General features: G+C 40.6%; 21 protein-coding genes, 5 tRNA genes, 1 other RNA gene and 1 pseudogene. 19 read left to right on the top strand and 9 right to left on the bottom strand.

The features are described 5' to 3' along the window. Positions 1 to 9: 9 nt before the first annotated feature. The 5 genes from carB (at position 10) to DYI81_RS01380 (ending at position 7,005) form a co-directional block, all read left to right on the top strand. Positions 10 to 3,240, top strand: a complete 3,231-nt coding sequence (gene carB, locus DYI81_RS01400; RefSeq protein WP_117006498.1) for a carbamoyl-phosphate synthase large subunit — start codon at positions 10 to 12, stop codon at positions 3,238 to 3,240. Between the two features lie 91 nt (positions 3,241 to 3,331). Next, the gene (greA, locus tag DYI81_RS01395; RefSeq protein ID WP_106984533.1) at positions 3,332 to 3,811 is read left to right on the top strand and encodes a transcription elongation factor GreA; all 480 of its coding nucleotides are present in this window, start codon (positions 3,332 to 3,334) and stop codon (positions 3,809 to 3,811) included. Positions 3,812 to 3,989: 178 nt separating this feature from the next. Continuing rightward, a complete protein-coding gene (locus DYI81_RS01390) occupies positions 3,990 to 4,862 on the top strand; it encodes a class I SAM-dependent methyltransferase (RefSeq protein WP_117006497.1) in 873 nt (290 codons plus the stop codon). A 56-nt stretch (positions 4,863 to 4,918) separates the two neighbouring features. After that, the gene (locus DYI81_RS01385) at positions 4,919 to 5,533 is read left to right on the top strand and encodes a CatB-related O-acetyltransferase (protein WP_117006496.1); all 615 of its coding nucleotides are present in this window, start codon (positions 4,919 to 4,921) and stop codon (positions 5,531 to 5,533) included. A gap of 32 nt (positions 5,534 to 5,565) precedes the next feature. Beyond that, a complete protein-coding gene (locus DYI81_RS01380; protein WP_117006495.1) occupies positions 5,566 to 7,005 on the top strand; it encodes a hypothetical protein in 1,440 nt (479 codons plus the stop codon). A gap of 103 nt (positions 7,006 to 7,108) precedes the next feature. On the opposite strand, the gene DYI81_RS01375 is transcribed toward DYI81_RS01380, so the two are convergent. From DYI81_RS01375 to coaD, 4 genes are all read right to left on the bottom strand, one after another. After that, a tRNA-Met gene (locus DYI81_RS01375) sits at positions 7,109 to 7,185 on the bottom strand. Between the two features lie 73 nt (positions 7,186 to 7,258). After that, an RNA gene (gene rnpB / locus DYI81_RS01370) (RNase P RNA component class A) lies at positions 7,259 to 7,636 on the bottom strand. 26 nt (positions 7,637 to 7,662) lie between these two features. Beyond that, positions 7,663 to 7,926, bottom strand: coding sequence for a YfhL family 4Fe-4S dicluster ferredoxin (locus DYI81_RS01365; protein WP_106984529.1), 264 nt, complete (start codon positions 7,924 to 7,926; stop codon positions 7,663 to 7,665). 1 nt (position 7,927) lies between these two features. Further along, positions 7,928 to 8,419 (bottom strand): pantetheine-phosphate adenylyltransferase, encoded by a 492-nt coding sequence (coaD, locus tag DYI81_RS01360; protein ID WP_106984528.1) that lies wholly within the window; start codon positions 8,417 to 8,419, stop codon positions 7,928 to 7,930. A 136-nt stretch (positions 8,420 to 8,555) separates the two neighbouring features. Here coaD and smpB point away from each other — a divergent pair, with 136 nt between their 5' ends. Then, the gene (gene smpB / locus DYI81_RS01355) at positions 8,556 to 9,035 is read left to right on the top strand and encodes an SsrA-binding protein SmpB (protein WP_086176263.1); all 480 of its coding nucleotides are present in this window, start codon (positions 8,556 to 8,558) and stop codon (positions 9,033 to 9,035) included. Between the two features lie 86 nt (positions 9,036 to 9,121). On the opposite strand, the pseudogene DYI81_RS01350 reads toward smpB, so the two are convergent. From DYI81_RS01350 to rluD, 4 genes and pseudogenes are all read right to left on the bottom strand, one after another. Then, positions 9,122 to 10,546 (bottom strand): annotated as a pseudogene (locus DYI81_RS01350) (hypothetical protein). A gap of 232 nt (positions 10,547 to 10,778) precedes the next feature. Beyond that, positions 10,779 to 11,330 carry a flavodoxin family protein gene (locus DYI81_RS01345; protein ID WP_117006494.1) on the bottom strand — a complete coding sequence of 184 codons (552 nt, stop codon included), beginning with the start codon at positions 11,328 to 11,330 and terminating at the stop codon, positions 10,779 to 10,781. 40 nt (positions 11,331 to 11,370) lie between these two features. Continuing rightward, positions 11,371 to 12,111, bottom strand: coding sequence for a peptidoglycan editing factor PgeF (gene pgeF, locus DYI81_RS01340; protein WP_117006493.1), 741 nt, complete (start codon positions 12,109 to 12,111; stop codon positions 11,371 to 11,373). A 102-nt stretch (positions 12,112 to 12,213) separates the two neighbouring features. Continuing rightward, positions 12,214 to 13,266 carry a 23S rRNA pseudouridine(1911/1915/1917) synthase RluD gene (gene rluD / locus DYI81_RS01335; protein ID WP_106984523.1) on the bottom strand — a complete coding sequence of 351 codons (1,053 nt, stop codon included), beginning with the start codon at positions 13,264 to 13,266 and terminating at the stop codon, positions 12,214 to 12,216. A gap of 71 nt (positions 13,267 to 13,337) precedes the next feature. Between rluD and DYI81_RS01330 the strand changes: the two genes are divergently transcribed. Together DYI81_RS01330 and DYI81_RS01325 are read left to right on the top strand one after the other, a co-directional pair. Further along, entirely contained in the window at positions 13,338 to 14,330 is a 993-nt protein-coding gene (locus DYI81_RS01330) for an outer membrane protein assembly factor BamD (RefSeq protein WP_117006492.1), read from the top strand. Between the two features lie 222 nt (positions 14,331 to 14,552). Next, positions 14,553 to 16,487, top strand: coding sequence for a CHC2 zinc finger domain-containing protein (locus DYI81_RS01325; RefSeq protein ID WP_117006491.1), 1,935 nt, complete (start codon positions 14,553 to 14,555; stop codon positions 16,485 to 16,487). A gap of 63 nt (positions 16,488 to 16,550) precedes the next feature. Here the strand turns inward: DYI81_RS01325 and hemA are convergent, their stop codons facing one another. Next, the gene (gene hemA / locus DYI81_RS01320) at positions 16,551 to 17,834 is read right to left on the bottom strand and encodes a glutamyl-tRNA reductase (RefSeq protein WP_106984520.1); all 1,284 of its coding nucleotides are present in this window, start codon (positions 17,832 to 17,834) and stop codon (positions 16,551 to 16,553) included. Between the two features lie 78 nt (positions 17,835 to 17,912). Between hemA and DYI81_RS01315 the strand changes: the two genes are divergently transcribed. The 11 genes from DYI81_RS01315 to panD all read left to right on the top strand — a co-directional run bounded on the left by DYI81_RS01315 (position 17,913) and on the right by panD (position 24,355). After that, entirely contained in the window at positions 17,913 to 19,625 is a 1,713-nt protein-coding gene (locus DYI81_RS01315) for a tetratricopeptide repeat protein (protein ID WP_117006524.1), read from the top strand. A gap of 9 nt (positions 19,626 to 19,634) precedes the next feature. Next, positions 19,635 to 20,246 carry a lipoprotein insertase outer membrane protein LolB gene (gene lolB, locus DYI81_RS01310; RefSeq protein ID WP_106984558.1) on the top strand — a complete coding sequence of 204 codons (612 nt, stop codon included), beginning with the start codon at positions 19,635 to 19,637 and terminating at the stop codon, positions 20,244 to 20,246. A gap of 323 nt (positions 20,247 to 20,569) precedes the next feature. Beyond that, positions 20,570 to 21,406: a 4-(cytidine 5'-diphospho)-2-C-methyl-D-erythritol kinase gene (ispE, locus tag DYI81_RS01305; protein ID WP_106984519.1), complete on the top strand. Its 837-nt coding sequence runs from the start codon at positions 20,570 to 20,572 to the stop codon at positions 21,404 to 21,406. Continuing rightward, positions 21,405 to 21,479 (top strand) — tRNA-Gln (locus DYI81_RS01300). The genes ispE and DYI81_RS01300 overlap by 2 nt, the downstream gene beginning before the upstream one ends. A gap of 28 nt (positions 21,480 to 21,507) precedes the next feature. Further along, a tRNA-Gln gene (locus DYI81_RS01295) sits at positions 21,508 to 21,582 on the top strand. Between the two features lie 18 nt (positions 21,583 to 21,600). Continuing rightward, positions 21,601 to 21,675 (top strand) — tRNA-Gln (locus DYI81_RS01290). Between the two features lie 91 nt (positions 21,676 to 21,766). After that, a tRNA-Gln gene (locus DYI81_RS01285) sits at positions 21,767 to 21,841 on the top strand. Positions 21,842 to 21,878: 37 nt separating this feature from the next. Next, complete coding sequence (locus DYI81_RS01280; RefSeq protein ID WP_106984518.1) at positions 21,879 to 22,832, top strand: ribose-phosphate pyrophosphokinase; 954 nt, start codon at positions 21,879 to 21,881, stop codon at positions 22,830 to 22,832. Between the two features lie 99 nt (positions 22,833 to 22,931). Next, complete coding sequence (rplY, locus tag DYI81_RS01275) at positions 22,932 to 23,228, top strand: 50S ribosomal protein L25 (RefSeq protein ID WP_106984517.1); 297 nt, start codon at positions 22,932 to 22,934, stop codon at positions 23,226 to 23,228. Positions 23,229 to 23,247: 19 nt separating this feature from the next. Further along, positions 23,248 to 23,823, top strand: coding sequence for an aminoacyl-tRNA hydrolase (pth, locus tag DYI81_RS01270; RefSeq protein WP_106984516.1), 576 nt, complete (start codon positions 23,248 to 23,250; stop codon positions 23,821 to 23,823). A 151-nt stretch (positions 23,824 to 23,974) separates the two neighbouring features. After that, positions 23,975 to 24,355 carry an aspartate 1-decarboxylase gene (panD, locus tag DYI81_RS01265; RefSeq protein ID WP_067668515.1) on the top strand — a complete coding sequence of 127 codons (381 nt, stop codon included), beginning with the start codon at positions 23,975 to 23,977 and terminating at the stop codon, positions 24,353 to 24,355. Positions 24,356 to 24,378: the final 23 nt, after the last annotated feature.

Genomic DNA, 24,378 nt, shown 5'->3' with positions numbered 1-24,378 from the left:
GGAAGCATCATGGCTAAACGTACTGACATTAAAAGCATCTTAATTATTGGTGCTGGTCCGATTGTCATCGGTCAGGCATGTGAGTTTGACTACTCAGGTGCTCAAGCGTGTAAAGCGCTTCGTGAAGAAGGTTACCGAGTTATTCTTGTAAACTCGAACCCTGCTACGATTATGACTGACCCTGCTATGGCAGACGCAACTTACATCGAGCCAATCACTTGGCAAACTGTAGCTGCAATCATTGAGAAAGAACGCCCAGATGCTGTTCTTCCTACAATGGGTGGTCAAACTGCATTGAACTGTGCGCTTGCACTTGATGAGCACGGTATTTTAGAAAAATACAATGTTGAATTGATTGGCGCGACAAAAGAAGCAATCGAAAAAGCGGAAGACCGTAAACTTTTCGATATCGCAATGCGCAAAATCGGTTTGGAATGTCCACGTGCTGACGTTGCAGAAAGCATGGAACACGCTTTGGAAATCCAAGCACGTTTCGGCTTCCCTGTGATTATCCGTCCATCATTCACGATGGGTGGTTCAGGTGGTGGTATCGCGTACAACCGTGAAGAGTTCATTGAAATCTGTGAACGCGGTTTCGATCTTTCTCCGACTAAACAATTATTGATCGATGAATCGTTAATTGGTTGGAAAGAATACGAAATGGAAGTTGTTCGTGACAAAAACGACAACTGTATCATTGTATGTACCATTGAAAACTTTGACCCAATGGGCGTGCACACAGGTGACTCAATCACTGTTGCTCCTGCACAAACATTAACAGACAAAGAATTCCAATTACTCCGTAATGCATCTTTAGCTGTACTTCGTGAAATTGGTGTTGAAACTGGCGGTTCGAACGTTCAGTTTGGTATCAACCCGAAAGACGGCCGTATGGTTGTGATCGAGATGAACCCACGTGTTTCTCGTTCATCTGCCCTTGCGTCTAAAGCAACTGGTTTCCCAATTGCAAAAATCGCTGCGAAATTGGCTGTTGGCTATACCCTTGATGAATTGAAAAATGACATCACTGGCGGTACAACTCCTGCTTCGTTCGAACCTGCGATCGACTACGTTGTAACAAAGATTCCACGTTTCAACTTCGAAAAATTCCCACAAGCTGACGCAACGCTTACAACTCAGATGAAATCTGTAGGTGAAGTGATGGCGATTGGTCGTAACTTCCAAGAGTCTGTACAAAAAGCCCTTCGTGGTCTTGAAGTTGGCGCTTGTGGTTTTGACGAAAAAATCGAAGTGGGTTCTGAGGGCGCGCGTGAGAAAATCTTACAAGAGCTTAAAGTTCCAGGTCCTGAGCGTATTTGGTATGTAGGCGATGCATTCCGTCATGGTTTCACACTAGACGAAGTATTTGCTGCAACCAATATCGACCGTTGGTTCTTAATCCAAATCGAAGACATCATCAAATCTGAAAACCAAATCAAAACTTTAGGTTTTGGTGATTTGAACGCGGACAACATCCGTTCATTCAAACGTAAAGGTTTATCAGATCTTCGCATTGCGAACTTGATGGGCATTTCACAAAAACAATTCCGTAAACACCGTTGGAACTTGGGCGTAACGCCAGTTTACAAACGTGTGGATACATGTGCTGCAGAATTCGAATCTGACACAGCTTACATGTACTCAACTTACGATGAAGAATGTGAAGCAAATCCTTCAACTCGTGACAAGATCATGGTAATTGGTGGCGGTCCTAACCGTATTGGTCAAGGTATCGAATTCGATTACTGCTGTGTACACGCAGCGCTTGCTATGCGTGATGACGGCTATGAAACAATCATGGTGAACTGTAACCCTGAAACTGTTTCTACAGATTACGACACATCAGATCGTTTGTACTTCGAACCAATTACACTTGAAGATGTACTTGAAATCGTGCGTATCGAGAAGCCTAAAGGCATTATCGTACAGTACGGTGGTCAAACACCTTTAAAATTGGCTCGTGCTTTGGAAGAAGCTGGTGCGCCAATTATTGGTACCTCACCTGACGCGATTGACCGTGCAGAAGACCGTGAACGTTTCCAACAAATGATTCAACGTCTACAACTTCGCCAACCAAACAACAGCATCGTAAAATCTGCTGAAGAAGGTATGGCTGAAGCTGCGAAAGTTGGTTATCCACTTGTAGTACGCCCTTCTTATGTATTGGGTGGTCGTGCAATGGAAATCGTTTACAACGACGAAGAATTAAAACGCTACTTACGTGATGCGGTTCAAGCATCAAACGAAGCGCCAGTACTTCTTGACCGTTTCCTAGATGACGCAATCGAAGTTGACGTAGACTGCGTATCTGACGGTAAAGACGTTGTGATCGGCGGTATCATGCAGCACATCGAACAAGCTGGTATTCACTCTGGTGACTCTGCATGTTCTATCCCTCCTTACTCTTTATCTAAAGAAGTACAGGACGAAATGCGCCGTCAAACAATTGCAATGGCGAAAGAGCTTGGCGTAATTGGTTTGATGAACGTACAGTTTGCTGTTAAAGGTAATGACGTTTACATCTTAGAAGTGAACCCACGTGCATCACGTACTGTTCCATTCGTATCTAAGTGCATCGGCGAATCTTTAGCGAAAGTGGCTGCACGTTGTATGGCAGGTCAATCTCTAGAATCTCAAGGATTCACTGCAGAGATTATCCCTGAGCACTTCTCTGTAAAAGAAGCAGTGTTCCCATTCAACAAGTTCCCTGGCGTTGACCCAATTCTTGGACCTGAGATGAAATCTACAGGTGAAGTAATGGGTGTGGGTAAAACATTTGGTGAAGCATTCTACAAAGCTGTTTTAGGTGCAAACGAACGTTTACCTGGCCTACCAACTGAAGGTGAAGTGAAACATGCATTTATTTCAGTGCGTGATTCAGACAAGCCACGTGCTGCAGGCATTGCGAAACAACTTATTGATTTAGGCTTCAAGATTCTTGCGACTGATGGTACATTTAACGTTATCAGTGAAGCTGGTCTTGAATGTGAGCGCGTGAATAAAGTCACTGAAGGTCGTCCTAACATTGTGGACCGTATTAAAAACGGCGAAATCCACCTTGTGATCAACACGACTGAAGGTAAAAAGGCACAAGAGGATTCATTCTCTATCCGCCGTTCAGCACTCCAAGGTAAAGTGTACAACACCACTACATTAAACGGTGCAGATGCTGTATGCCAAGCCCTAGCAATTAAATTGCCAATGGATGTATACCGCTTGCAAGACCTTACCAAAGGTTAATTAAGCTACCGAGAAGTCCCGTCACCTTCTTGGTGGCGGGCTTTTTTCATTTATATACTTTGTCTTTTTGACAATTTTTTGAGGGACAACCATGCAACGTTATCCTATGACTCCTGAAGGCAAAATTGCCTTAGAGAAAGAATTACACCAACTTAAAACTGTGGATCGCCCACGTATTACTGCTTCTATTGCTGAAGCACGCGAACACGGTGACTTAAAAGAAAATGCAGAATATCATGCAGCCCGTGAGCAACAAGGTTTCTGTGAAGGTCGTATTCAGGACATCGAAGGCAAACTAGGTGCATGCCAAGTTGTTGATGTAAAAGACCTTGAGCAAAACGGTCGTGTCGTATTTGGTGTAACAGTGACGATTGAAAACCTAGACACTGAAGAACAAAAAACTTACCGTATTGTTGGTGATGACGAAGCTGATTTTAAAATTAATAAAATCTCTGTGAACTCACCGATTGCACGTGGTCTTTTGGGTAAAAATGAAGGCGACGAAGCAAAAATTCAAACACCAAATGGTGAAGTTGAATATGAAGTTGTTAAAGTTGAATACCTTTCTTAATTGAAATGATTCACCATTGAAGCCCCTCTTTAGAGGGGTTTTTTATTGCCATTTGAAAATACTTACTTGCCAACTTGCAACAACATTCAAACGTTTAAATCATTATTGTCATTGCAAATTTTGCGCATTCTATTAGTGTAATCACATCAAATTAAAATAATTGAAGTGTGCATGCATTATGAAAACTGGACGTGCCAGCAATACCGCTCAAGCAGCCGCCGCTATTCGCGCATACGACAACCTTAGCAATCAGCGACCGTTATTTCATGATGCTTATGCTATCAACATGACCAGTCCCGCATGGCGATTTATACTTTCAAATAAGGCGCTCATGCGACTATTAAAAACATCGCCCGTACGACACGCATGGGATTTGCTGGTCACACAAGTTGCATTACGTTCGGCTTATAGTGAGGACTGGCTATACGAAGCACTCGATCGTGGCGTAAAGCAATATGTGATGATTGGCGCTGGCCTAGATTCTTTTGCTTTACGTGCTGCAGCCAAATACCCTGATGTCAAAATTTACGAAGTCGATCATCCAGATACTCAAGCACTAAAAATTAAAATTTTAAGCGAACATGGAAAAATTCCAGAGAATGTCGCATTTGTGCCCATTAATTTTGAACAAGAAAAACTCAGTGAGGCACTTGGAAAAAGTAGCTACGATGCCAATCAAATTGCACATTTTTCTTGGCTAGGCACAACACATTATCTCAAACCAGAAACAACACTCAGTACTTTAAAAGATCTGGCAAGTTGCGCCGCCACTGACAGTGAACTTGTGTTTGATTATTCGGTGCCATATCAAAATTTACAGGGTATTGAACGCCTTGGCACCATGTTACTCAGTCAAGTGACACACTTACTCAATGAACCAATCATTGGTTTTTTTAATACACAACAACTGCACGACTTAATGTGGGATTTGGGCTATCTTGTTGTAGAAGATTTATCTGGAAAAGATATTACAGAGCGTTATCTCGCATGGCGTAAGAATGGAATGCGTCATACAGATGCAGCACATTTAATCCGTTTACAGTTTATTTAGACTTTTGCACCCAGTGATATAAAATAGCACTGCACTTGTTTAGCTTTTTAAATTGTATGTCTGAAAAATTGATTAATTCTCCTGTGAATCATTGGTGTGAATTTGAGTTTATCTCTAAAACAGTTAAAAACCCCAACATTCATATTAAGGGCAATTACAGCTATTACTCAGCTTACTGGGATCAGGGCTTTGAGCGCTGTGTCGTGCGTTATTTGCATGACAAGCCTTCAACTGTAGATAAACCAATTGATCAGCTACATATCGGTAATTTTGTCTGTTTTGGCGCAGAGTGCGTGATTATGATGGGTGGCAATCAATTGCACCGTACGGACTGGATTTCAGCTTTTCCATTCGATACGCGTAGTTTTGTACCTGCTGGCGATACAATCATTGGCGATGGTTGCTGGATTGGTTCACGCGCCATGATAATGCAAGGTGTGACACTTGGCGAAGGTGCTGTGGTCGCAACAGGCGCAGTAGTGACCAAAGATGTGCCACCTTATGCAGTCGTAGGCGGTGTACCTGCAAAAATTATTAAATACCGCTTCTCCGAAGAAGATATAGAAAAACTGCTTTCTCTAAGACTCTATGACTTAGATGAAAAGCAGTTTTTAAAGATGCGAGATGATTTTCAAAGTAATGATATTGAAAGACTTTTTAATATACTGTAAATTCATCCAACTATATTTTTGAAAATTTTTAAATGCTTAGAATAAATTTAAATGATGAAATTTTTGGTAATGAGGCTGGCGAAGATGAGGATATTAACGTTCTCGAAAGCTATTTCGTAGAGAATCCTAAATTTTCCAAATTTTTTAATTTTGACAAGAAAATTAGTGTAGTTAGCGCTAAAAAGGGTATGGGAAAATCTGCTTTATTATCAGTCTTTCACCAAAAACTTTTAGATAATAATAAAAAGTTTGTAATTAGGGAAACAGGAAATAATTTATTAGGTCTTGGGAATTTCCATAGTACTGACCAAGCTTATCTCGAAAATTACTGGAAACAAGTAATTTGCCAAAGAATAAATATTGAAATTGGTTCTAAAATTTCTGTTGCACTGAATGATACAGATATATCTTTAGTTGAAGCATCCGAACTAAATGGTCTCAAGGGCAGAAATTTACTAAGTGCTTTGATCGATCGACTTACACTAAAGATCCCTTTATTACCCGAAAAAAAAATTACTAATAAAGTTGATCCAATTGCATTGCTCAATAGATTCCAAGAAGAAAATCAAAATATTGAAATTTGGTTTCTTATAGATGATATCGATGCAAAATATCTAGATGACGCTCTCAATCAAGCACGTGTTGGCGCATTCTTCAGTGCTATTAGATCACTTTCCAATGAAATGAACGGTCTTTTTATAAGATCAACAATTAGATCTGATGTATGGTCCAATCTCAGAACATTAGAGGATTTAGATAAATGGGAACAGTACATTACAGAAATAAGTTGGTCATCTAGACAAATAAGAGACATTTTATCAAAACAAATATTAGCCTATATAAATAGGAAATATCCAACATCAAAAGAAGCAAAATATAATTATGAAAATCAATATCATGATTTAATTAAAGTTGTCTTTGAATCTCCTATTACTTGGCAAAACAAAGAACAATCTATATTTTTTGCTATCCAATCTTTTTCAAATAAGAGACCAAGATGGCTAAATCAAGTATGTCGAATGGCATTAGAAAAAGCCGCCGAAAACCCACGTAAGCAAAAAGTAAGCTTAGAGCATATCAATCAAATTTTGCACACATTCGGTGAAAAAAGAAAATCTGATCTAATTAAAGAGCACAAGCATCAATTTAAAGAGTTAGATAAATTCATTGATAGCTTTAGAGGCCATAAAAAAGAATATAATTATAACGAACTAATTTTTGCTATTGAGAGTTATTTCATAAGAGGACGCTCACCTGAACAAATAGGTAAAATTGATGGTTTAGATTACAAAGATGCACATGACCTAGGAAATTTTGCTTATAAAATAGGTTTAATTTCTCGAAAAGATGAAAATAACTTTACCTCATATAATGATAATCCTGATCTATTTAATACCCAGATGAATAGAAATAATGATTTCACTTGGTCAATACATATTTCTTATTGGGAATACTTAGGACTACGTAGTTAATAAATCTAGTTAAAGCACCTGAAATTTAGGTGCTTTTTTTAATTAAAAAATATTTACCTTAGATAAAAAAACCCGCTCAATCGGAGCGGGTTTTTTCAGAATATGGTGGCTATGACGAGACTTGAACTTGTGACCCCCGCATTATGAGTGCGGTGCTCTAACCAACTGAGCTACATAGCCTTAAACTGTGCGCGCATTATGTGGTTTTATCCACGGCACGTCAAGTACCTAATGCGCTTAATTGATCAAAATTTGTTGAAGTGAGCCGATAAGCCGGGTTCTGTCTAGAACGATCATTCCTCTAGGCGCACAATCACTCATACGCTCAAGCGACCTACCCGGATCCAGCATGGGCCATGCCTATTGGATCCCTATTTGGTCTTGCTTCCGGTGGGGTTTACCTCGCCATGAACTGTTACCAGCCATGCGGTGCGCTCTTACCGCACCCTTTCACCCTTACCTCCGATTCCGATTGCTCGAAAACATAATGAAGGCGGTCTTCTCTCTGCTGCACTTGCCGTCGGTTTACACCGCCCAGGCGTTACCTGGCACCTTGCCCTATGAAGCCCGGACTTTCCTCCCCTGCTTCAATCACGGAGATTTCCACAGCAGCGATCGTCTGGCTCACTTCGAGGCGCATCTTAGCAAAAATTTGAACTAATTGCTTGATGTTTTTTGAGCAGTCAGTTTTTCATACTTTGCAAATAGCTCATCCTGCGTTTCCGCATGATTGGGATCAAGCGGAATACAGTCGACAGGACAAAACAATTGGCATTGCGGTTTATCATGATGCCCAACGCACTCTGTACATAAATTAGGGTTAATTTCATAAATGACCTCCCCCATAAAAATTGCCTCATTTGGACATACAGGTTCGCAAACATCACAATTGATGCATTCATCGGTGATATATAAAGACACTCTACCAGCCTTGTTTAAGTTTGCGCTTAAAGGCAGCTTCGACATTTGCAGGAACAAATTTCGTTACATCACCTTGTAAGCGAGCAATTTCACGTACCAAGGTACTTGAAATAAATGAATACTGTTCAGATGGTGTTAAAAACACCGCTTCAAAGTGTGGATCTAATTGGCGGTTCATGTTAGCCAATTGGAACTCATACTCAAAATCCGATACGGCGCGTAAACCGCGCAATACCGCTGTGGCATTTTGCTCATGAAAAAAATTCACCAGCAAACCATCAAATCCTACAAATTCAACATTGTTCAAATGGCTTAAAGAATCCTTTGCCAACTCGACACGTTCTTCCAAACTAAATACCGGATTTTTATGATGCCCAATCGCAATTGCAACCACAACCTCATCAAACATGCGGGCTGCACGTGTAACCAAATCAATATGCCCATTGGTAATAGGATCAAATGTACCCGGATAAATTACGCGAGTTTTAGACATCCATTTGTACTCAGTTTATTTTGTAGGACTATATTTTAGCAAAATCTTGTTTTTGGGTGAAGAAACTCCATCATTTAAAAACTTCATATCTATGTAAGTTCGGGTACAATAGTCTTAAGTTTGGAAGTATCAGATTATGGCGAAAGCAAGTATTGTAGTTAAAAAAAATAACGGCGGCACTATTGCACTCAACAAGCGTGCACGCCACGATTATTTTATTGAAGAAAAATTTGAAGCAGGACTTTCTTTACAAGGTTGGGAAGTCAAATCAATGCGTGCAGGCCGTATGACCATTGTTGAAAGTTATATTACTTTTAAAAATGGCGAAGCTTTTCTATTTGGCGCGCAGGTTCAGCCCCTACTCAGTGCTTCTACGCATGTTGTACCTGAAGCAACGCGTACACGTAAGCTTTTACTCAACCGCCGTGAAATTGAAAAACTCATGGGTGCGATTAATCAAAAAGGTTATTCATGTGTACCGCTGGCATGTTATTGGAAAGGTCCAAATGCCAAGCTAGAAATTGCCTTAGTAAAAGGTAAGCAATTGCACGATAAACGTGCAACTGAAAAAGACCGTGACTGGCAACGTGACAAAGCCCGCATTATGCACAAATAAAAATTTATTTTTATCTGTAAAAAAACCTCCCAATGCGGAGGTTTTTTTACTTATATGCTTCAACTTAGTCAATTAAATATCTTCAATTAACAGAATTTCAAACCACCATAGCAGTTAGATGCAAAGCTTTGGCCTTTTAAAATTAAGTTTTCAACATTTAATTTCAATGGCGTGTTACTCAAATCAATATTACCAATATTGGCAGTTAATGCACCTAGCTTTAACAAGCCCCCCAAATCATTGGTTTTGGCAGGATTCTTTTGTAAATAATCACTGACGGCCGTACCAATTTGTGGGAACAGTTGATCAATATTAATCAAATCTTGTGGAATTACTTCACCAATATTGACTGGATCTTTTGCAGACAACCACCAACCTTTTTGTGCAATATCATCATCATTGGTGCCCAACCATTTGACCGCTTGCTTTTGCAAACTTAGGGATACGGCGGAGTTGATCGGTAAATTATGAATTAAGCCCAAAGACTGATTCAATGTTAAATCCGCAGTTACGCCTGTAATTTTTCCGTTCATATATACATTTTCAAACTTAGAGTTTGTTGGTGCCAATAAACAAGCCAATAAATTACAACTGGTCACGGTTGCTGTTACCTTTCCGCCCAAAGCAGTAACACCTGTTGGGTATCCAGTGGTTGGGTCGTAATTAACTTTACCTTCAGGCGCATAACCACTCTTATCATCGCCCAACAAAATATCAGGTACATTTACCCGAGATACCAGTGTGACGGATTTCATACGCGTACCATTCACCACAATTGCGGGCGTGGTAAATGGGTTGTTATTGATATCTGGAATATTAAAACCACCCGCCGTGGTGGTAAATGCAACTTCTGCAATTCCGCCTAAACCTAAGGCTTGTAATCGACCATTTACAGAAAGATTGCCGTATTGATTTGAGCCATATAAGTTGTATCGCGTCGCCGCTGTGCTGGCTAAGCCTTTAATGGTGCCACTGCTGTCTGACTGTACTTTCATATAGCCAGATAAACTATTAATCCCATTGGGTTTAGAACTATTTTCTGTCCCCGTGGTGAGCAAGCCCACAACTTTATCTGCACTAAGACGGAAACCTACGATTTCACGTGCAGCTGCACTTTTAGGGTTTTTCACTGCAAATTCAATAAACGGATTGGTGAGTTGAGCAGAAGATGATGCTCGTCCATCTGCAGTATTGCTTTGCCCGCTCAGGCTTAAATTATCAATATCGATATCACAGCCACCTGCACCATTTACACCGCCACAGCCGAGTTTTAAGCTCTTCACATTAATATTTAAATCCATGACAGCATCCATACCAAGCTTATAAAAGCCAATATTTTCTGCTTTCATTTGCGCATTGGTAAATTCTGGATCGGTTACGGTCATGCTCAGTAAAGCTTGACCATTGACTTTGGAGAGCTACTGATCGTCCAAGAGATTTAGCCCATCTGCTGCATATACGCTATTTGCAAAACAGAGCGTAAGCGCAACGACAAGTGTTGTTCTTTTCATTTTAGCTCATCCTTCTTTTCTTTTTTAATCGCGCCGTCCTCGGCGGTTTTATGAGAAGATTAGAACAAGAAATATCTCAAATTTATATATCATTATGTGACTAAAATCACACTAAAACCCTATAAAATGCCAATTTCAAGGCAAAAAAAAGCCAAAAGCAAGCAATTTCTTTTGGCTTTTCATTCATTTATAGTTGAAATATATATTAACAATTAATTCCAACAATACATTATTATTTAAGGCGACTTAACAATAAGCCCAAATACTCACCAAACCAAAGTGCAGTTTCCAAATCTCCTGAAGGTGGTGTTACTTCTACAGGTGCATTGTCAGATTGTGTCATTAATCCTAAAAAGCTCGACATACGATTCAAATCTTGAGTGCCACGGCCTGTAGGCATCATCGGTAAGCCTGACCACAACATGCCATGTTGCATGGCAAATAAGTTAATTTGCTGTAAGACAGCCAACTTATCACCACTCAATCCACCACCATTGGTAAAACCCGCAGCTAATTTGCCTTGCCATGAACGCGCGAGCCAACGCTTAGAAGACTGCTCCATAAATAGCTTTAAGCCCGAGGTAAGATTACCCATATAAGTTGGGCAACCAAATACAATCGCTTGAGCTGCATCTAGTGCTTCCCAATCTAAATGTTCAATATCCATTAAATGAACTTGAACCCCGACTTTTCTAGCCCCTTGTGCAATAAAATCAGCAACTTTAGCGGTATGCCCGTATGGACTGTGATAAACAATAGCGAGAGATTGATCAGACAAAGACATAACAATTAAAAGCTGATAGATTCACTCAAGTTTAACATTTTCAAGCCATAAACACGAATGTTGCCATGCGCCCTGTTTCGGCATGACGGCGATATGAAAAATACTCGTCTGCTTGGCTGTATGAGCATTGATCGCCACCTAAAATGGTCTGTACCCCATGTTGGGCTAAAATGTAACGTGCAATAGCATATAGGTCTGCATAATATTTATCGGCTTTTTCACCTGTTTTAAAGGCATCTTCTAAGGCAGGATATTTTGAGCAAAATGCATGTTTTACTTCTGCACCAATTTCAAAACACGCTTGGCTAATGGCCGCACCTAACCACGCCCATGTTGGCGCTGTTTGCATTTCTGCAATGGTGTTTTCAATAATACCGCCTGCCAAACCGCGCCAACCTGCATGCAAATTTGCAACTTCAGTGCCCATTGCATTGCCCAAAACCACAGGTAAACAATCTGCTGTCATCATCATCAGCGCATGACCTTGACGCTGAGTGACCAAGCCATCTCCCTCTAATGCTTCAAAAGGAATTTGTTCATTAATGGTATGACACATCGTACTGTGGGTTTGCGTCATCCATGTAACTTTATTTACGCCATAAGTAGCAAAATCGTTGAGCAATGCCATACGATGGCGTTGCACACGCTGTGCATCATCCTGAACATGTAATGCTAAATTAAATCCACTGAGTGCTTCATTGCTAGTTGCCAAGGTCTGCGCGTGGTGTACACGGGTCTGACCAACATAGATCCCTTTCGGCAAGCCTTCAACAAACTGCATGTCCATTCCCTTTCATTTACAACATTAAACCCATCATAACGAAAAAAGCCCATACTCAGGCAACTTAGATTGCCTTTATATGGGCTTAATTTCATATTGAAATTAGTACGCTTTATTTTCTGTGCGTAAGACTTCAACCAATTGTGTAAAGTCTTCAGGCCAAGGTGCTTCAAACATCATGTCTTCACGTGTACGTGGGTGCACTAGACCGAGTTTAGCTGCATGAAGTGCTTGACGTCTAAAACCACGTAAAGTGTCTTCTAATAACTCAGAAGCACCCGCAGGTAAACGCACACGTGGCACATATACTTGATCGCCCACCAAGCCATGACCAATATAGGTAAAGTGCACACGAATTTGGTGCGTACGACCTGTTTCTAAGCGAGCTTGTACACGTGTAAAATGTTGGAAACGTTCTTTAACGTTATAGTGTGTTACTGCATCTTTACCGCCTGGCAATACAGCCATTTTTACACGGTCAACTGGATGGCGCTTGATCGGTTGATCAACCGTGCCACCGGCAATAATGTTGCCGTACACGACTAAATCGTAAATACGGTAAACCGATTTTTTCTCGAGTTGGCGACTTAACGCAAACTGAGCTTCTAGGTTTTTTGCAACAACCAATAAGCCTGACGTGTCTTTATCGATACGATGTACCAAACCTGCACGTGCAAGTTCAACAGATTTTGGATAGTGATACAGCAAGGCATTCACCAAAGTACCTGTAATGTTACCGGCACCTGGGTGTACAACCATACCTACGGGTTTATTAATGACAATAATATCATCATCTTCATAAACAATATCCAGTGGAATATTTTCAGGCAAACTGCGTGTTTGAGGCTCTAATTCAACATCAAGGCTTAATAATTCAACACCTTCACATTTAAATTTTGGCTTTACGACTACGCCATCGACCAGCAAACTGCCGTCTTTAATCCATTGTTTTAGCTTCTCACGTGAAAAGTCTGACCAAACTGCTGCTGCAACTTGATCTATACGCTGTCCCAGATAGCTTTCATCCAATTGAAATTGCAACGATAAACGTGTTGCAGTTGAGTCTGAAGTATGGTTATCTGCATCCTCAGAATCTTCAAGTAAATTGAAATCAGTTTCAGGGAAAGTAGAATTGGAAGATTGTGCTTGACTCATTTGCTCATTCAGACAAAAGTGGTTTAATAGTGCAATTGTAGCTCATTGCCCGTAATAACAGAGGAATTTTTATGTCACTACCACATTATAAAATGACAATGCTTGCTCTAACAATTGGCATTGCATCGGCAATGGTAGGCTGCAGCAGCAATCCCAAAAAAGAAGTTGTAGATACTGGCCCACTCTCTAGTGAGCAAGTTTATATTGAAAAAGCACAAAAAGCGTTAGATCGTCATCAATATACAGATGCCGCAAAACACCTAGAAGCTTTAGAAACGTATTACCCAACAGGTAATTATGCAACACAAGCGCAGCTTGAATTGTTGTATGTGAAATTCCAGCAAAAAGATTATGAAGGTGCAGTGGCTTTAGCAGACCGCTTTATTCGCCTAAACCCACAACACCCGAAAGTAGACTATGCTTATTATGTTCGTGGCGTTTCAAACATGGAACAAAACTATGATGGCCTACTTCGTTACACTTCTTTAAAGCAAGCACATCGTGATGTGAGCTATTTAAAACTTGCATATCAAAACTTTGTCGACTTTATTCGTCGCTATCCATCTAGCGAATATGCGGTAGATGCAGCACAGCGCATGAAATTTATTGGCCAAGAATTGGCTGAAAGTGAAATGAATGCGGCTCGTTTTAATATCAAACGTAAGGCTTATTTAGCTGCTGTTGAACGTTCACTTTGGGTCATTGAACACTATCCTCAAACCCCACAAATTCCAGAAGCACTGGCAACCACAGCATACGGTTATGATAAACTTGGTGATAAAGCCACTGCTCAACAATATATTAACGTTTTAAAACAAAACTATCCTGAGCTTGTAAAAGCAGATGGCACAGTGAATATGCGTGCAGCACGTAGTGACGGCAGTTTAATCAACCGTGCCACCCTTGGTATTTTTGGTAAAGAAGGTCGTACCCACTCTGAGCAAGACAGCAAAACGCAGTCTTCTGCTGACAATGACGAGCGTAGCCTCACAAATCGTTTGAGTTTCGGCCTACTGGACCGTCCAAAAACTGAAACGACGACCATTGAGAAACCAGCTGAGTAATTCCACCGCTATTCTGGGTGCAATTTTTCATAGGGCAAGTTATCATACTTGCCCTTTTATATTTTAGTTTTGGGCTTGTGCTCAACAGCTCAACAATTGTATAAAAGATAGACTTAAACCTTTTACCCTACAGCTACGTTTATTGAATCACTCAATATTTGTGCTGTAAAAACAATTTCTTATTTGTTTCACATTAAATTTCTAGATTAAATCGGCAACGGCATGGCTATCCCTCAACATACAATTGATCAAATTTTAGATCGCACCGACATTGTCGATGTGATTGGTCAATTCGTGAAATTGAAAAAGACTGGCCGTACCTATTCAGGCTGTTGCCCTTTCCATCAAGAAAAATCACCTTCTTTTCATGTTTATCGCGATAAACAATATTTCCACTGTTTTGGTTGCCAAGCCAACGGGAATGCCATTCGCTTTTTAATGGATATTGGCAGTCGCAATTTTGTGGATGTCATGAAGGATTTGTCGAGTCAGACAGGAATTGAGTTACCTAAAGATAACCGCGACGCCAATAAACTTAAATACAAACGCGAAGCAGCCAAACCCAAAGTCACTGCAGCTACAGTTGCGCCCAATAAAGACAATCCAACTAAAGCACAAACCAGCAATGACGCATTTACCCCTAATTTAGAACATGACCCATTTGCTGAATTTCAAGCATTTGACGAATCTGCTTTTCAAGACCCATTCGTAGGCTTTGATCAATTCAATGTGCCTGAAGAGGCTGCTCAAGATGGTAATTTGTATGATTTGTTGGAAAATATTGCGCAATTTTATGAACAAAAATTACCTCAAAGCCAAACAGCACAGCAATATTTTAAACAACGTGGCCTAACAAGCGACACCATTGCTTATTGGCGTTTGGGCTATGCACCCGAAGATTGGCAACATTTAGAAAAAGCATTTCCGCAAGATATTGAAGGCATTAAGTTACTGGGACTTATTCGTACCAATGATAATGGCCGTAGCTTTAACTTATTACGCGACCGTGTGATTTTCCCAATTCGAGATGTAAAAGGTCGGGTTGTTGGCTTTGGTGGTCGTGCACTTAACGACGAAATTAAACCCAAATATATCAACTCCCCTGATTCCGAAGTTTTCCATAAAAACCAATTGCTGTACGGCCTATATGAAGGACGTAAGCAAAAAGCCCATGACTGGCTTATGGTCGAAGGCTATATGGACGTAATCGCCTTGCAACAATATGGTGTTGCTGGTGCAGTGGCGACTTTAGGAACAGCCAGTAATACAGAACATCTCAATATTCTTTTTAATCAAAATGATAAAAAGAATAACCGTATTACTTTGGCCTTTGATGGTGATGCTGCAGGCCAAAAAGCTGCCCGTCGCACACTGGAAATTGCCTTACCCTTACTCAATGACGGTCGTGAATTAAAATTCTTTGTACTACCAAATGATCACGACCCAGACTCATTAATCCGTCGTGAAGGAATTGAAAACTTCCGTCGTTTATTAGACACCTCTCCGCTTCTGTCCGAATTTGTATTTGCTCAGCTGACACGTGAACAAGATATTGCTTCACCTGAAGGCAAAAGTCAGGTGATGGGTGAACTACGCAACTTAACTGAACTTTTACCAAAAGCGGGGTCATATCGCTACTTATTACAGCAGTATTTCCGAGAAAAGCTTGGTTTTAATAAACGTTGGCAACCTCAAGTCAACACAGATGCTTCCCTCAGCTTTAGTACTAAAATTGATGCTGAAGAATATGTCATCGCAATTTTAATGAATCATCCTTACTTATATATTCACTTTGAACCTTTACGTGCGTTGGTTCCACAAGATCAACTGTTATTTAAAATCTTAAATGTCTTAAACATCATTTTTGATGACTTACCTGATGATCCAGAATTGTCGAGTTATTATGTGATGGGCGCTTGTGCGAATTATCATCATGAATTAGCCCAGATTCTGCCTCAGGCCAATGTAGACGACTATACTTCTTCACCCGAACAGGCTGATAAACTTGCAGCCGACTTTTCGACCAAACTGCAATATCAGTTCCTACAGCAAAAATTAAAATCGAAAAAATTTGCCAGTTTGTCTGAGATGAGAAATTTAAAACAGCGCATTTATGATATTGATAAAAAAAGATCGCTTACCCTCATAGACGAATAAGCGATCTTCATTTTCTTTTTGACTTAAAATACAGCACAAACTTTAAGCAACCTTTTCATGTATTTACTTTTTAGGTTTACGACGCTTTTCTGCTGTTTCAATTAAATCTTGCTGAAGCATTTCAAAATATGCTGGATCTTCTGATGCTGCTGCATGACGCAATAATACAGATGTCGGATGGAGTAGCTTTTGAGTAAGTCGATGCGTTAGCTCTTCTACCACCTTGCTCGCATCTTCACCTTTTTGCAAACGTGCCAATGCCAAGCTCAGCTCTGCTTGACCCAACTCTTGCCCCTGCTGACGATAAGCATGAATTGTCTCACCCGCAAGATTTACTTTTTGCTGTGTAATTAATTCTGTGGCCAATTGATTGACCATCACCTCTGCTTCTACTGCAGCTTGGCGACGCTGTGCAAGGTTTTCATCGATTACAGACTGTAAGTCATCTACACCGTACAAATACACGCCATCTAGTGTTTCAACTTTAGGTTCAATATCACGTGGTACAGCTAAATCAACCAATAACATCTGCTTATAACGGCGCTTTTTGAGTGCTGCTTTTACATCTGCAAAATGAATGACCTGATGCAAACTCCCCGTACAGCTCGAAATCACATCTGCACGGTGCAGATTTTCTGCTAACTGAGAAAATTCGATAATTTCTACATCAACACGATGTGCGATTTCTTGTGCTAATGCTTCGGCACGACTGCGAGTACGGTTACAGATAATGATTTTACCCACACCCATTTCAGCCAAATGCTTTGCCACTAAGCTATTCATTTCGCCAGCAGCCACCACCATGACGGTCAGCTGTTCAGGCTTACTAAACACCTGCAACGCCAGTTGCGCTACAGCATATCCCATTGATACAGCATGACTACCTACAGCAGTTTCCGAGCGTACACGCTTGGCTGCATAAAAGGCATATTCAAAGATACGGTTTAAATTTGGTGAAACGGTAGAAGCATCTTTGGCCAAAGACAATGCTGTTTTGACTTGACCCAAAATTTGTGGCTCGCCCAACATCAATGAATCAAGACCACTTGCCACACGCATCAGATGTGTTACCGCATTGGCATTTTCATAGCGATAAACATGATTGCTTAACTGCCGAACATCTAAACCATTTGATTGTGCGAGCCAATTCATCACCATGTCTGCATTTTCAGACATCGCATAGACTTCAGTCCGATTACAAGTCGAGACCACAACCATGTCGTTTAAATCGGCACACTGACTCTGCTCCGCGAGTAAAGCACTTAACTTTTCTGGGTTAAATGCAATCTGTTCGCGTAGCTCTACAGAGGCGGTTTGATGATTGACACCTAATGCAAAGAAAGACATATCAGGTCATCATTTCGCTAAATTTATGCTATTGTGCAACATCGGTGTCATAAAAAGCATTACTTGGATCAAGAAAAATTGCGTCAAACAAATAGCCGAATTAGTGGCGTGACAATAAAGCAGTATTCTACCACATTCTTGTTACTTGGTAGCATGGCTTCTAGTGCTCAAATTCGAGCATCTGGAGAATTTTACCATGCAAATTCAAATTATGATGCACTCAAGCAAAGCATGATTGCTGAGTTTGCACTGGCTTATGACGATATTCCTACCGCAGTTCATAATTACACTGTTTTGGCCATAAAAAGCAATTCAACAACGGTTAAACAACGCGCATTAAATATTGCAATTGAACAAAATGATCTACGTGCGGCTTTAGACATCGCAACATTTTGGGTGGTACAAGAACCTGAAGATGTGCCAGCCATGTTCTACTTGGCGCATATTGCCCTCAAAACACATGAATATGATTTGGCTGCAGATACCTTAAATAAGATATTAAATATTGATCCAAATGCTGATTTAGCTCAAATTTTAACTGGAATTTCTCCTGAGTCTGAGGAAGATCGTGACTTTTTAATTCGCGCATTAAGGGCAAGCAAAGAGAGTTCCAACCCATCTATTTTGGTACTTATTGCAGGCTTAGAAGCTCAAAACAACCAGCTAGAGAATGCCCTCAGCACTATTAATCTTGCACTCAATAAGCGCCCTAAAGTCACCAGTTATATTTTATTAAAAGCCAATATTTTAAATGCTTTAGGCAATGTGGATGACACCGTCAATTGGTATGCTAAAGCCAGTCATAAGCATCGCAACAATATCGATATTCGCCTTGCGGAAGCAAAGTATTTAATCAATATCAATCGATCAGAATTAGCCCTGAGCAAACTAGAAGATTTACTCAAGAAATGGCCAAAAACCGATGAGGCACTTTTTATTGCAGGCTTAACCAGTATTGATTTAGAGCATTATGAACAGGCCGAAAAATATTTGGTCGAACTACGTTATTCAGCACAATATCAAAATGAAGCCTACTATTATCTTGCAGTCAATGCTGAGCGAAAACAACACTTTGAAACTGCTAAAGCCTACTATCGCTTAGTAGACGGCAGTTTATATACGGTTTCACGTCGCAATATGATTCATATATTTGCTGAACAAGACAAACTTAACGATGCACTACGATTTTTAACCCAAGAGCGTGTGAACTACCCCCAGCATGCCAGCTTTTTATATCTTGCTCAGGCTGATATTTTAAAGCGAATGAACAATAAAAAAGCAGCTGTGCGCTTATTAGATGAAGCCGTTAAAAACTTGCCTGATGATCCAGAGCTGATTTATGCCGAAGTGCTGATGCTTGATCCTTTTCAAGATCGGGAAAAACTCGACAACTTACTCAAAAAACTACTCAAATTAGAACCCAATAGCCCAACCTATCTCAATGCTTATGCCTACACCTTGGCAATGCAAAATAGACGCTTAGATGAAGCGCGTAGTTATGTCGAACATGCGCTGGAATATGCACCAGAACAAGCATCTATTTTAGATACATTGGGCTATATTTGCTTTTTACAAAATGACTTTATCACCTCTGCACAAGTGCTCGAAAAAGCTTACAACTTAAGCCATAGCGTCAATATTGGCACACGCTATGCTCGTGCTATTTTTATGCAAGGTGATATGAATAAATTCAACCAAGTGTTACAGCAACTGCAACAAAAATACCCAAATGATCCGCAATTAGATCAATTAAATTCGCTATTGTTACCTCAATATATTAAAAAGAGTTAAACCCGCATGATGCGCCAACTGTCCAAATACACCCTTCCCTTTTTTGCATGCAGTACTTTGGCTTTGACAGGTTGCCAACAATTTAGTAAACCACAGCTTCCCCCACAAGCTATCCAACCAACCGCGCCTGAAGAAACCCAAACGCAAAACGTAGCTAAAGATCAGTTTGCCCTACAAGGAAAAATTGGTGTACGTACACCACAACAATCTGGTAGTGCATTTTTTACGTGGCAACAGCAACAAGATAAATTTGATATCGAGCTAAGTGGCATCTTAGGCGTGGGTAAAACGCAAATTACAGGCCACACAGGCCAAGTAACGCTTAACAGTGCTAAAACTGGTGAAATCCACGCAGATAGCCCCGAAGAGCTACTCGAACGCGCAACAGGATGGCATGCACCTATTACACATTTAATCAAATGGGTACAAGCAAAACCCGCGACAGCATCTGCCCAACTAAACAAAGATGAACAGCAACGCATAACTCAAATTATTGAAGATGACTGGAATGTTGACTTAAGCTATGCAGAACATGCAACCTTGCCAAATAAATTGATTTTGAAACAAGCCCTCGAATCGGGTAAAGAAAACCGCATTACCATGGTAATTCAAAATCGTTAAACACCAGAGTTAAGGTATAGCCAAGCCCAATCAACAAGTGCTTGGCTATAACCAGTGGCTAATCTTTTATTTTGATAATAAAACAGCAAATGAATACATCATGAGCTTTTTTTAATTTGCTCAACCTAAAACAAGCACAAACAAGCAAAGTACTAAACAACTCATGCCCATTTCTTTCGAGCAAAATTCCATCACTTATTTTTTTTCAAACTAAGCACATCCCTCACAATTTCAAATTGCAATCAACACAAAACAATATTCGACTATAATGCCAGCCTATATATGATGCATTTATAAGCACAAAGCTTTAGGAAAAAACGATCGTGAATGTAATTCGAGTTCCGTCCCCAGCCAAATTAAATTTGTTTTTGCACATTACGGGGCGCCGTGAAAATGGTTACCACGAATTGCAGAGCATTTTTCAGCTAATCGATTTATACGACTGGATAGATTTTAAACAAACAAATTCAGAGAACATCGAAATTGATGGCATTGGTTCGGTTGAATTAGAACAAAACTTGATTTACAAAGCCGCACAAATCCTAAAACCGTATGCAAAAACACCGACTGGCTTAAAAATAAGCATCGAAAAGCATATTCCAATGGGTGCAGGTCTGGGCGGTGGGTCATCTAATGCGGCCACTACACTGCTTATTTTGAATCAACTCTGGCAGTGCGGGCTAACAATTGAACAACTCGCAGCACTCGGCGTTCAATTGGGTGCAGACGTTCCAATCTTTGTACACGGTCAAAATGCATGGGCTGAAGGCATCGGTGAACACTTAACATTCATAGATTTAGCTCAAAAAAAGTTCATTGTGCTCAAACCTGACTGTTTTATCAGCACTCAACTACTTTTTTCACAAAAAACGTTGACAAGAAACTCAAAGCCCTCTAAATTTTGCGCCTATCAGTTAACGCCATCGAGTTTCGGCAATAACTTTGAGCCACTGGCAAGAAGTTTATATCCAGAAGTAGATGAAGCAATGCAATACTTAGATCAGTTCGGTACTGCAAAACTTACAGGTACAGGTGCTTGTGTGTTTATTGAGTTAACCGAAAATTTGAATGTAAATGACATTCTTGAAAATTCACCATGTAAAGCTTACTTGGTCAATAGTTTACAAGAATCGCCATTACGCAAATTCAAGGTGTGTTAGGGGTATCGCCAAGTGGTAAGGCACCGGGTTTTGATCTCGGCATCCGTTGGTTCGAATCCAGCTACCCCTGCCATTTAATTCACCTGTAGATGTACTGTATTAGGGGTATCGCCAAGTGGTAAGGCACCGGGTTTTGATCTCGGCATCCGTTGGTTCGAATCCAGCTACCCCTGCCATCTTACAGTCATCAAATTAGGGGTATCGCCAAGTGGTAAGGCACCGGGTTTTGATCTCGGCATCCGTTGGTTCGAATCCAGCTACCCCTGCCATTTTCTCAAAAAAGACAGAACATTCTTTTGTAGCTTCGATGTTAAATAATCTTGACAAAAAGCTGTAAAAATATTAAAGTTCTGCCGCATTAGGGGTATCGCCAAGTGGTAAGGCACCGGGTTTTGATCTCGGCATCCGTTGGTTCGAATCCAGCTACCCCTGCCATCTATTTTCCCTATATATCAACCGCCAAGGGTGCTTCATGCCCAATCTTGTCGTTTTTAGTGGAACTGCGCATCCACAATTCGCTCAAAAAGTCGTAAGCCATTTACATATTCCTCTAGGTGCTGCTGCCGTTTCTACCTTTTCTGATGGTGAAATTGCTGTAGAAATCACTGAGAATGTTCGTGGTAAAGACGTATTTATCGTACAGCCTACGTGTGCCCCAACAAATGACAACCTTATGGAAGTCTTGGTTATGGCAGACGCTTTACGCCGTGCGAGCGCTGGCCGTATCACTGCTGTAATCCCTTACTTTGGTTATGCTCGTCAAGACCGTCGTCCTCGTTCAAGCCGTGTGCCTATTACTGCTAAAGTTGTAGCAGATATGCTCACTACTGTAGGTATTGACCGTGTTGTGATGATCGATCTTCACGCAGACCAAATCCAAGGTTTCTTCGATATTCCTGTAGACAACATCTACGGTACACCTGCTCTTTTAGCTGATCTTCGTCAACAGTCACATGACAACCTTATGGTTGTATCTCCTGACGTTGGTGGTGTAGTACGTGCGCGTGCTGTTGCTAAACAAATGGGTGATATCGATCTTGCAATCATCGATAAACGTCGCCAAAAAGCAAATGAATCACAAGTGATGCATTTGATTGGTGATGTAAAAGGCCGTGACTGTGTCATTGTTGATGACATGGTAGATACAGCGGGTACTTTGTGTAAAGCAGCTGACGCATTAAAAACTTTTGGTGCGCGTAAAGTTGTTGCATACGCAACTCACCCAGTATTGTCTGGTAAAGCAATTGAGAACTTAAAGAACTCTGTTATTGATGAACTTGTTGTTACTGACACAATTCCTCTTTCAGAAGAAGCTTTAGCTCTTGGCAAGATTCGTCAAGTTTCAGTAGCAAGTATGGTTGCTGAAACGATTCGTCGTATTAACAACGAAGAATCTATTAGCGCAATGTTTGATTCTTATCTATAATATAGCGCTGAATTCCTAAGCCCTGCCTTTTGGCGGGGCTTTTACTCACTAGACTGGTCGAAGGTCTAGTCAATTAAACTTAAATTAAGGATGTCTATCATGGCAAACTTCGTATTAAATGCAGTAGCACGTGAAGAAGCAGTACAAGGGAAAGGTTCGAGCCGCCGCCTTCGTCTTCAAGCTAAAGTTCCAGCAATCATCTACGGTGGCGAAGCAGCTCCTGTAGCAGTAACTTTAGAGCTTCGTGAGCTTGTTAAAGCTTTAGAAAACAAAGCTTTCTTTGAAGAAACTGTAGAAATCAACATCGACGGTAAAGTTGAAAGCGTTAAAATCCAAGCTTTACAACGTCACCCGTCTAAAAACACTCCTATGCACGCTGACTTCAAACGCGCATAAGTGTTAATGGTGTAAATTAGTGTCAAATATTTCACTGATTGTAGGTTTGGGTAACCCAGGTTCTGAGTATGCCCAAACCCGCCATAATGCTGGCTTTTGGTTCGTAGAACGTTTAGCCGAAGCTTATGGTATCTCGCTCAAAGCAGACCCAAAATTTCACGGAATTAGTGGTCGCGGTAATATTGAAGGTCAGGACGTTCGTCTGTTATTACCTACAACCTTTATGAACCTTTCTGGTAAAAGTGTTGTTCCCTTCGCAAAATTCTATCAAATTGCTCCTGAAGCAATGCTCATTGCACACGATGAACTGGACATGAACCCAGGTGTCATTCGCCTTAAAACAGGTGGTGGTCACGGTGGTCATAATGGTTTACGTGATATCGTTCCGCATACAGGTCCTAATTTCCATCGCTTACGCATTGGTATTGGTCACCCAGGTTCTAAAGACCGTGTATCTGGACATGTATTGGGTAAAGCCCCTAGCAGTGAACAAGGTTTAATGGATGATGCTATTGCTCATGCTTTATCACGTAGCAAACTACTGATAAACGGAGACATACAACAAGCCATGAACCAAATCAATGCTTACAAATAGAACTGATCAATCCATAAATTGTTGAACAATGTTTCTTGCCATGTTGCTCATTTCAGAGCAAAATGCGCTTGCTTGCTGAACGTAATCTGTAAGTAGAAAACTGATTTAACCATAAGATCAAAATCTTAGGTCCACTAAGGAGACGCTAGCCATGCTATCTCGTTTATTAAAAGCAAAAATCCACCGTTGTGTCGTAACACAAGCAGAATTACATTATGAAGGTTCTTGTGCGATCGATGGCATTCTTTTGGATTTAGCCGGTATCCGCGAATATGAAGAAATTCACATGTGGAACGTGACTAATGGTAAGCGTTTTACAACGTATGCAATTCGTGGCGAAGAAGGTTCAGGCATCATTTCTGTCAATGGTGGTGCAGCACTTCAAGCTGACGTTGGCGACCTAATGATTATTGCAACATTTGGTGATTTCACTGAAGCTGAAGCAAATGCTCATAAACCTCGTTTGGTATATGCAAACCCAAACAATACTGTAAACCACACAGCTAACTGTATTCCAGTTCAAGTGGCTTAAAAGTCCAAGATTTTAAAAAACCC

Source organism: Acinetobacter sp. SWAC5 (genome assembly GCF_003419885.1).
GTDB lineage: Bacteria > Pseudomonadota > Gammaproteobacteria > Pseudomonadales > Moraxellaceae > Acinetobacter > Acinetobacter cumulans.
The sequence above is the reverse complement of the archived record's forward strand: the minus strand, read 5'-3'. Positions and strand labels throughout refer to the sequence as shown.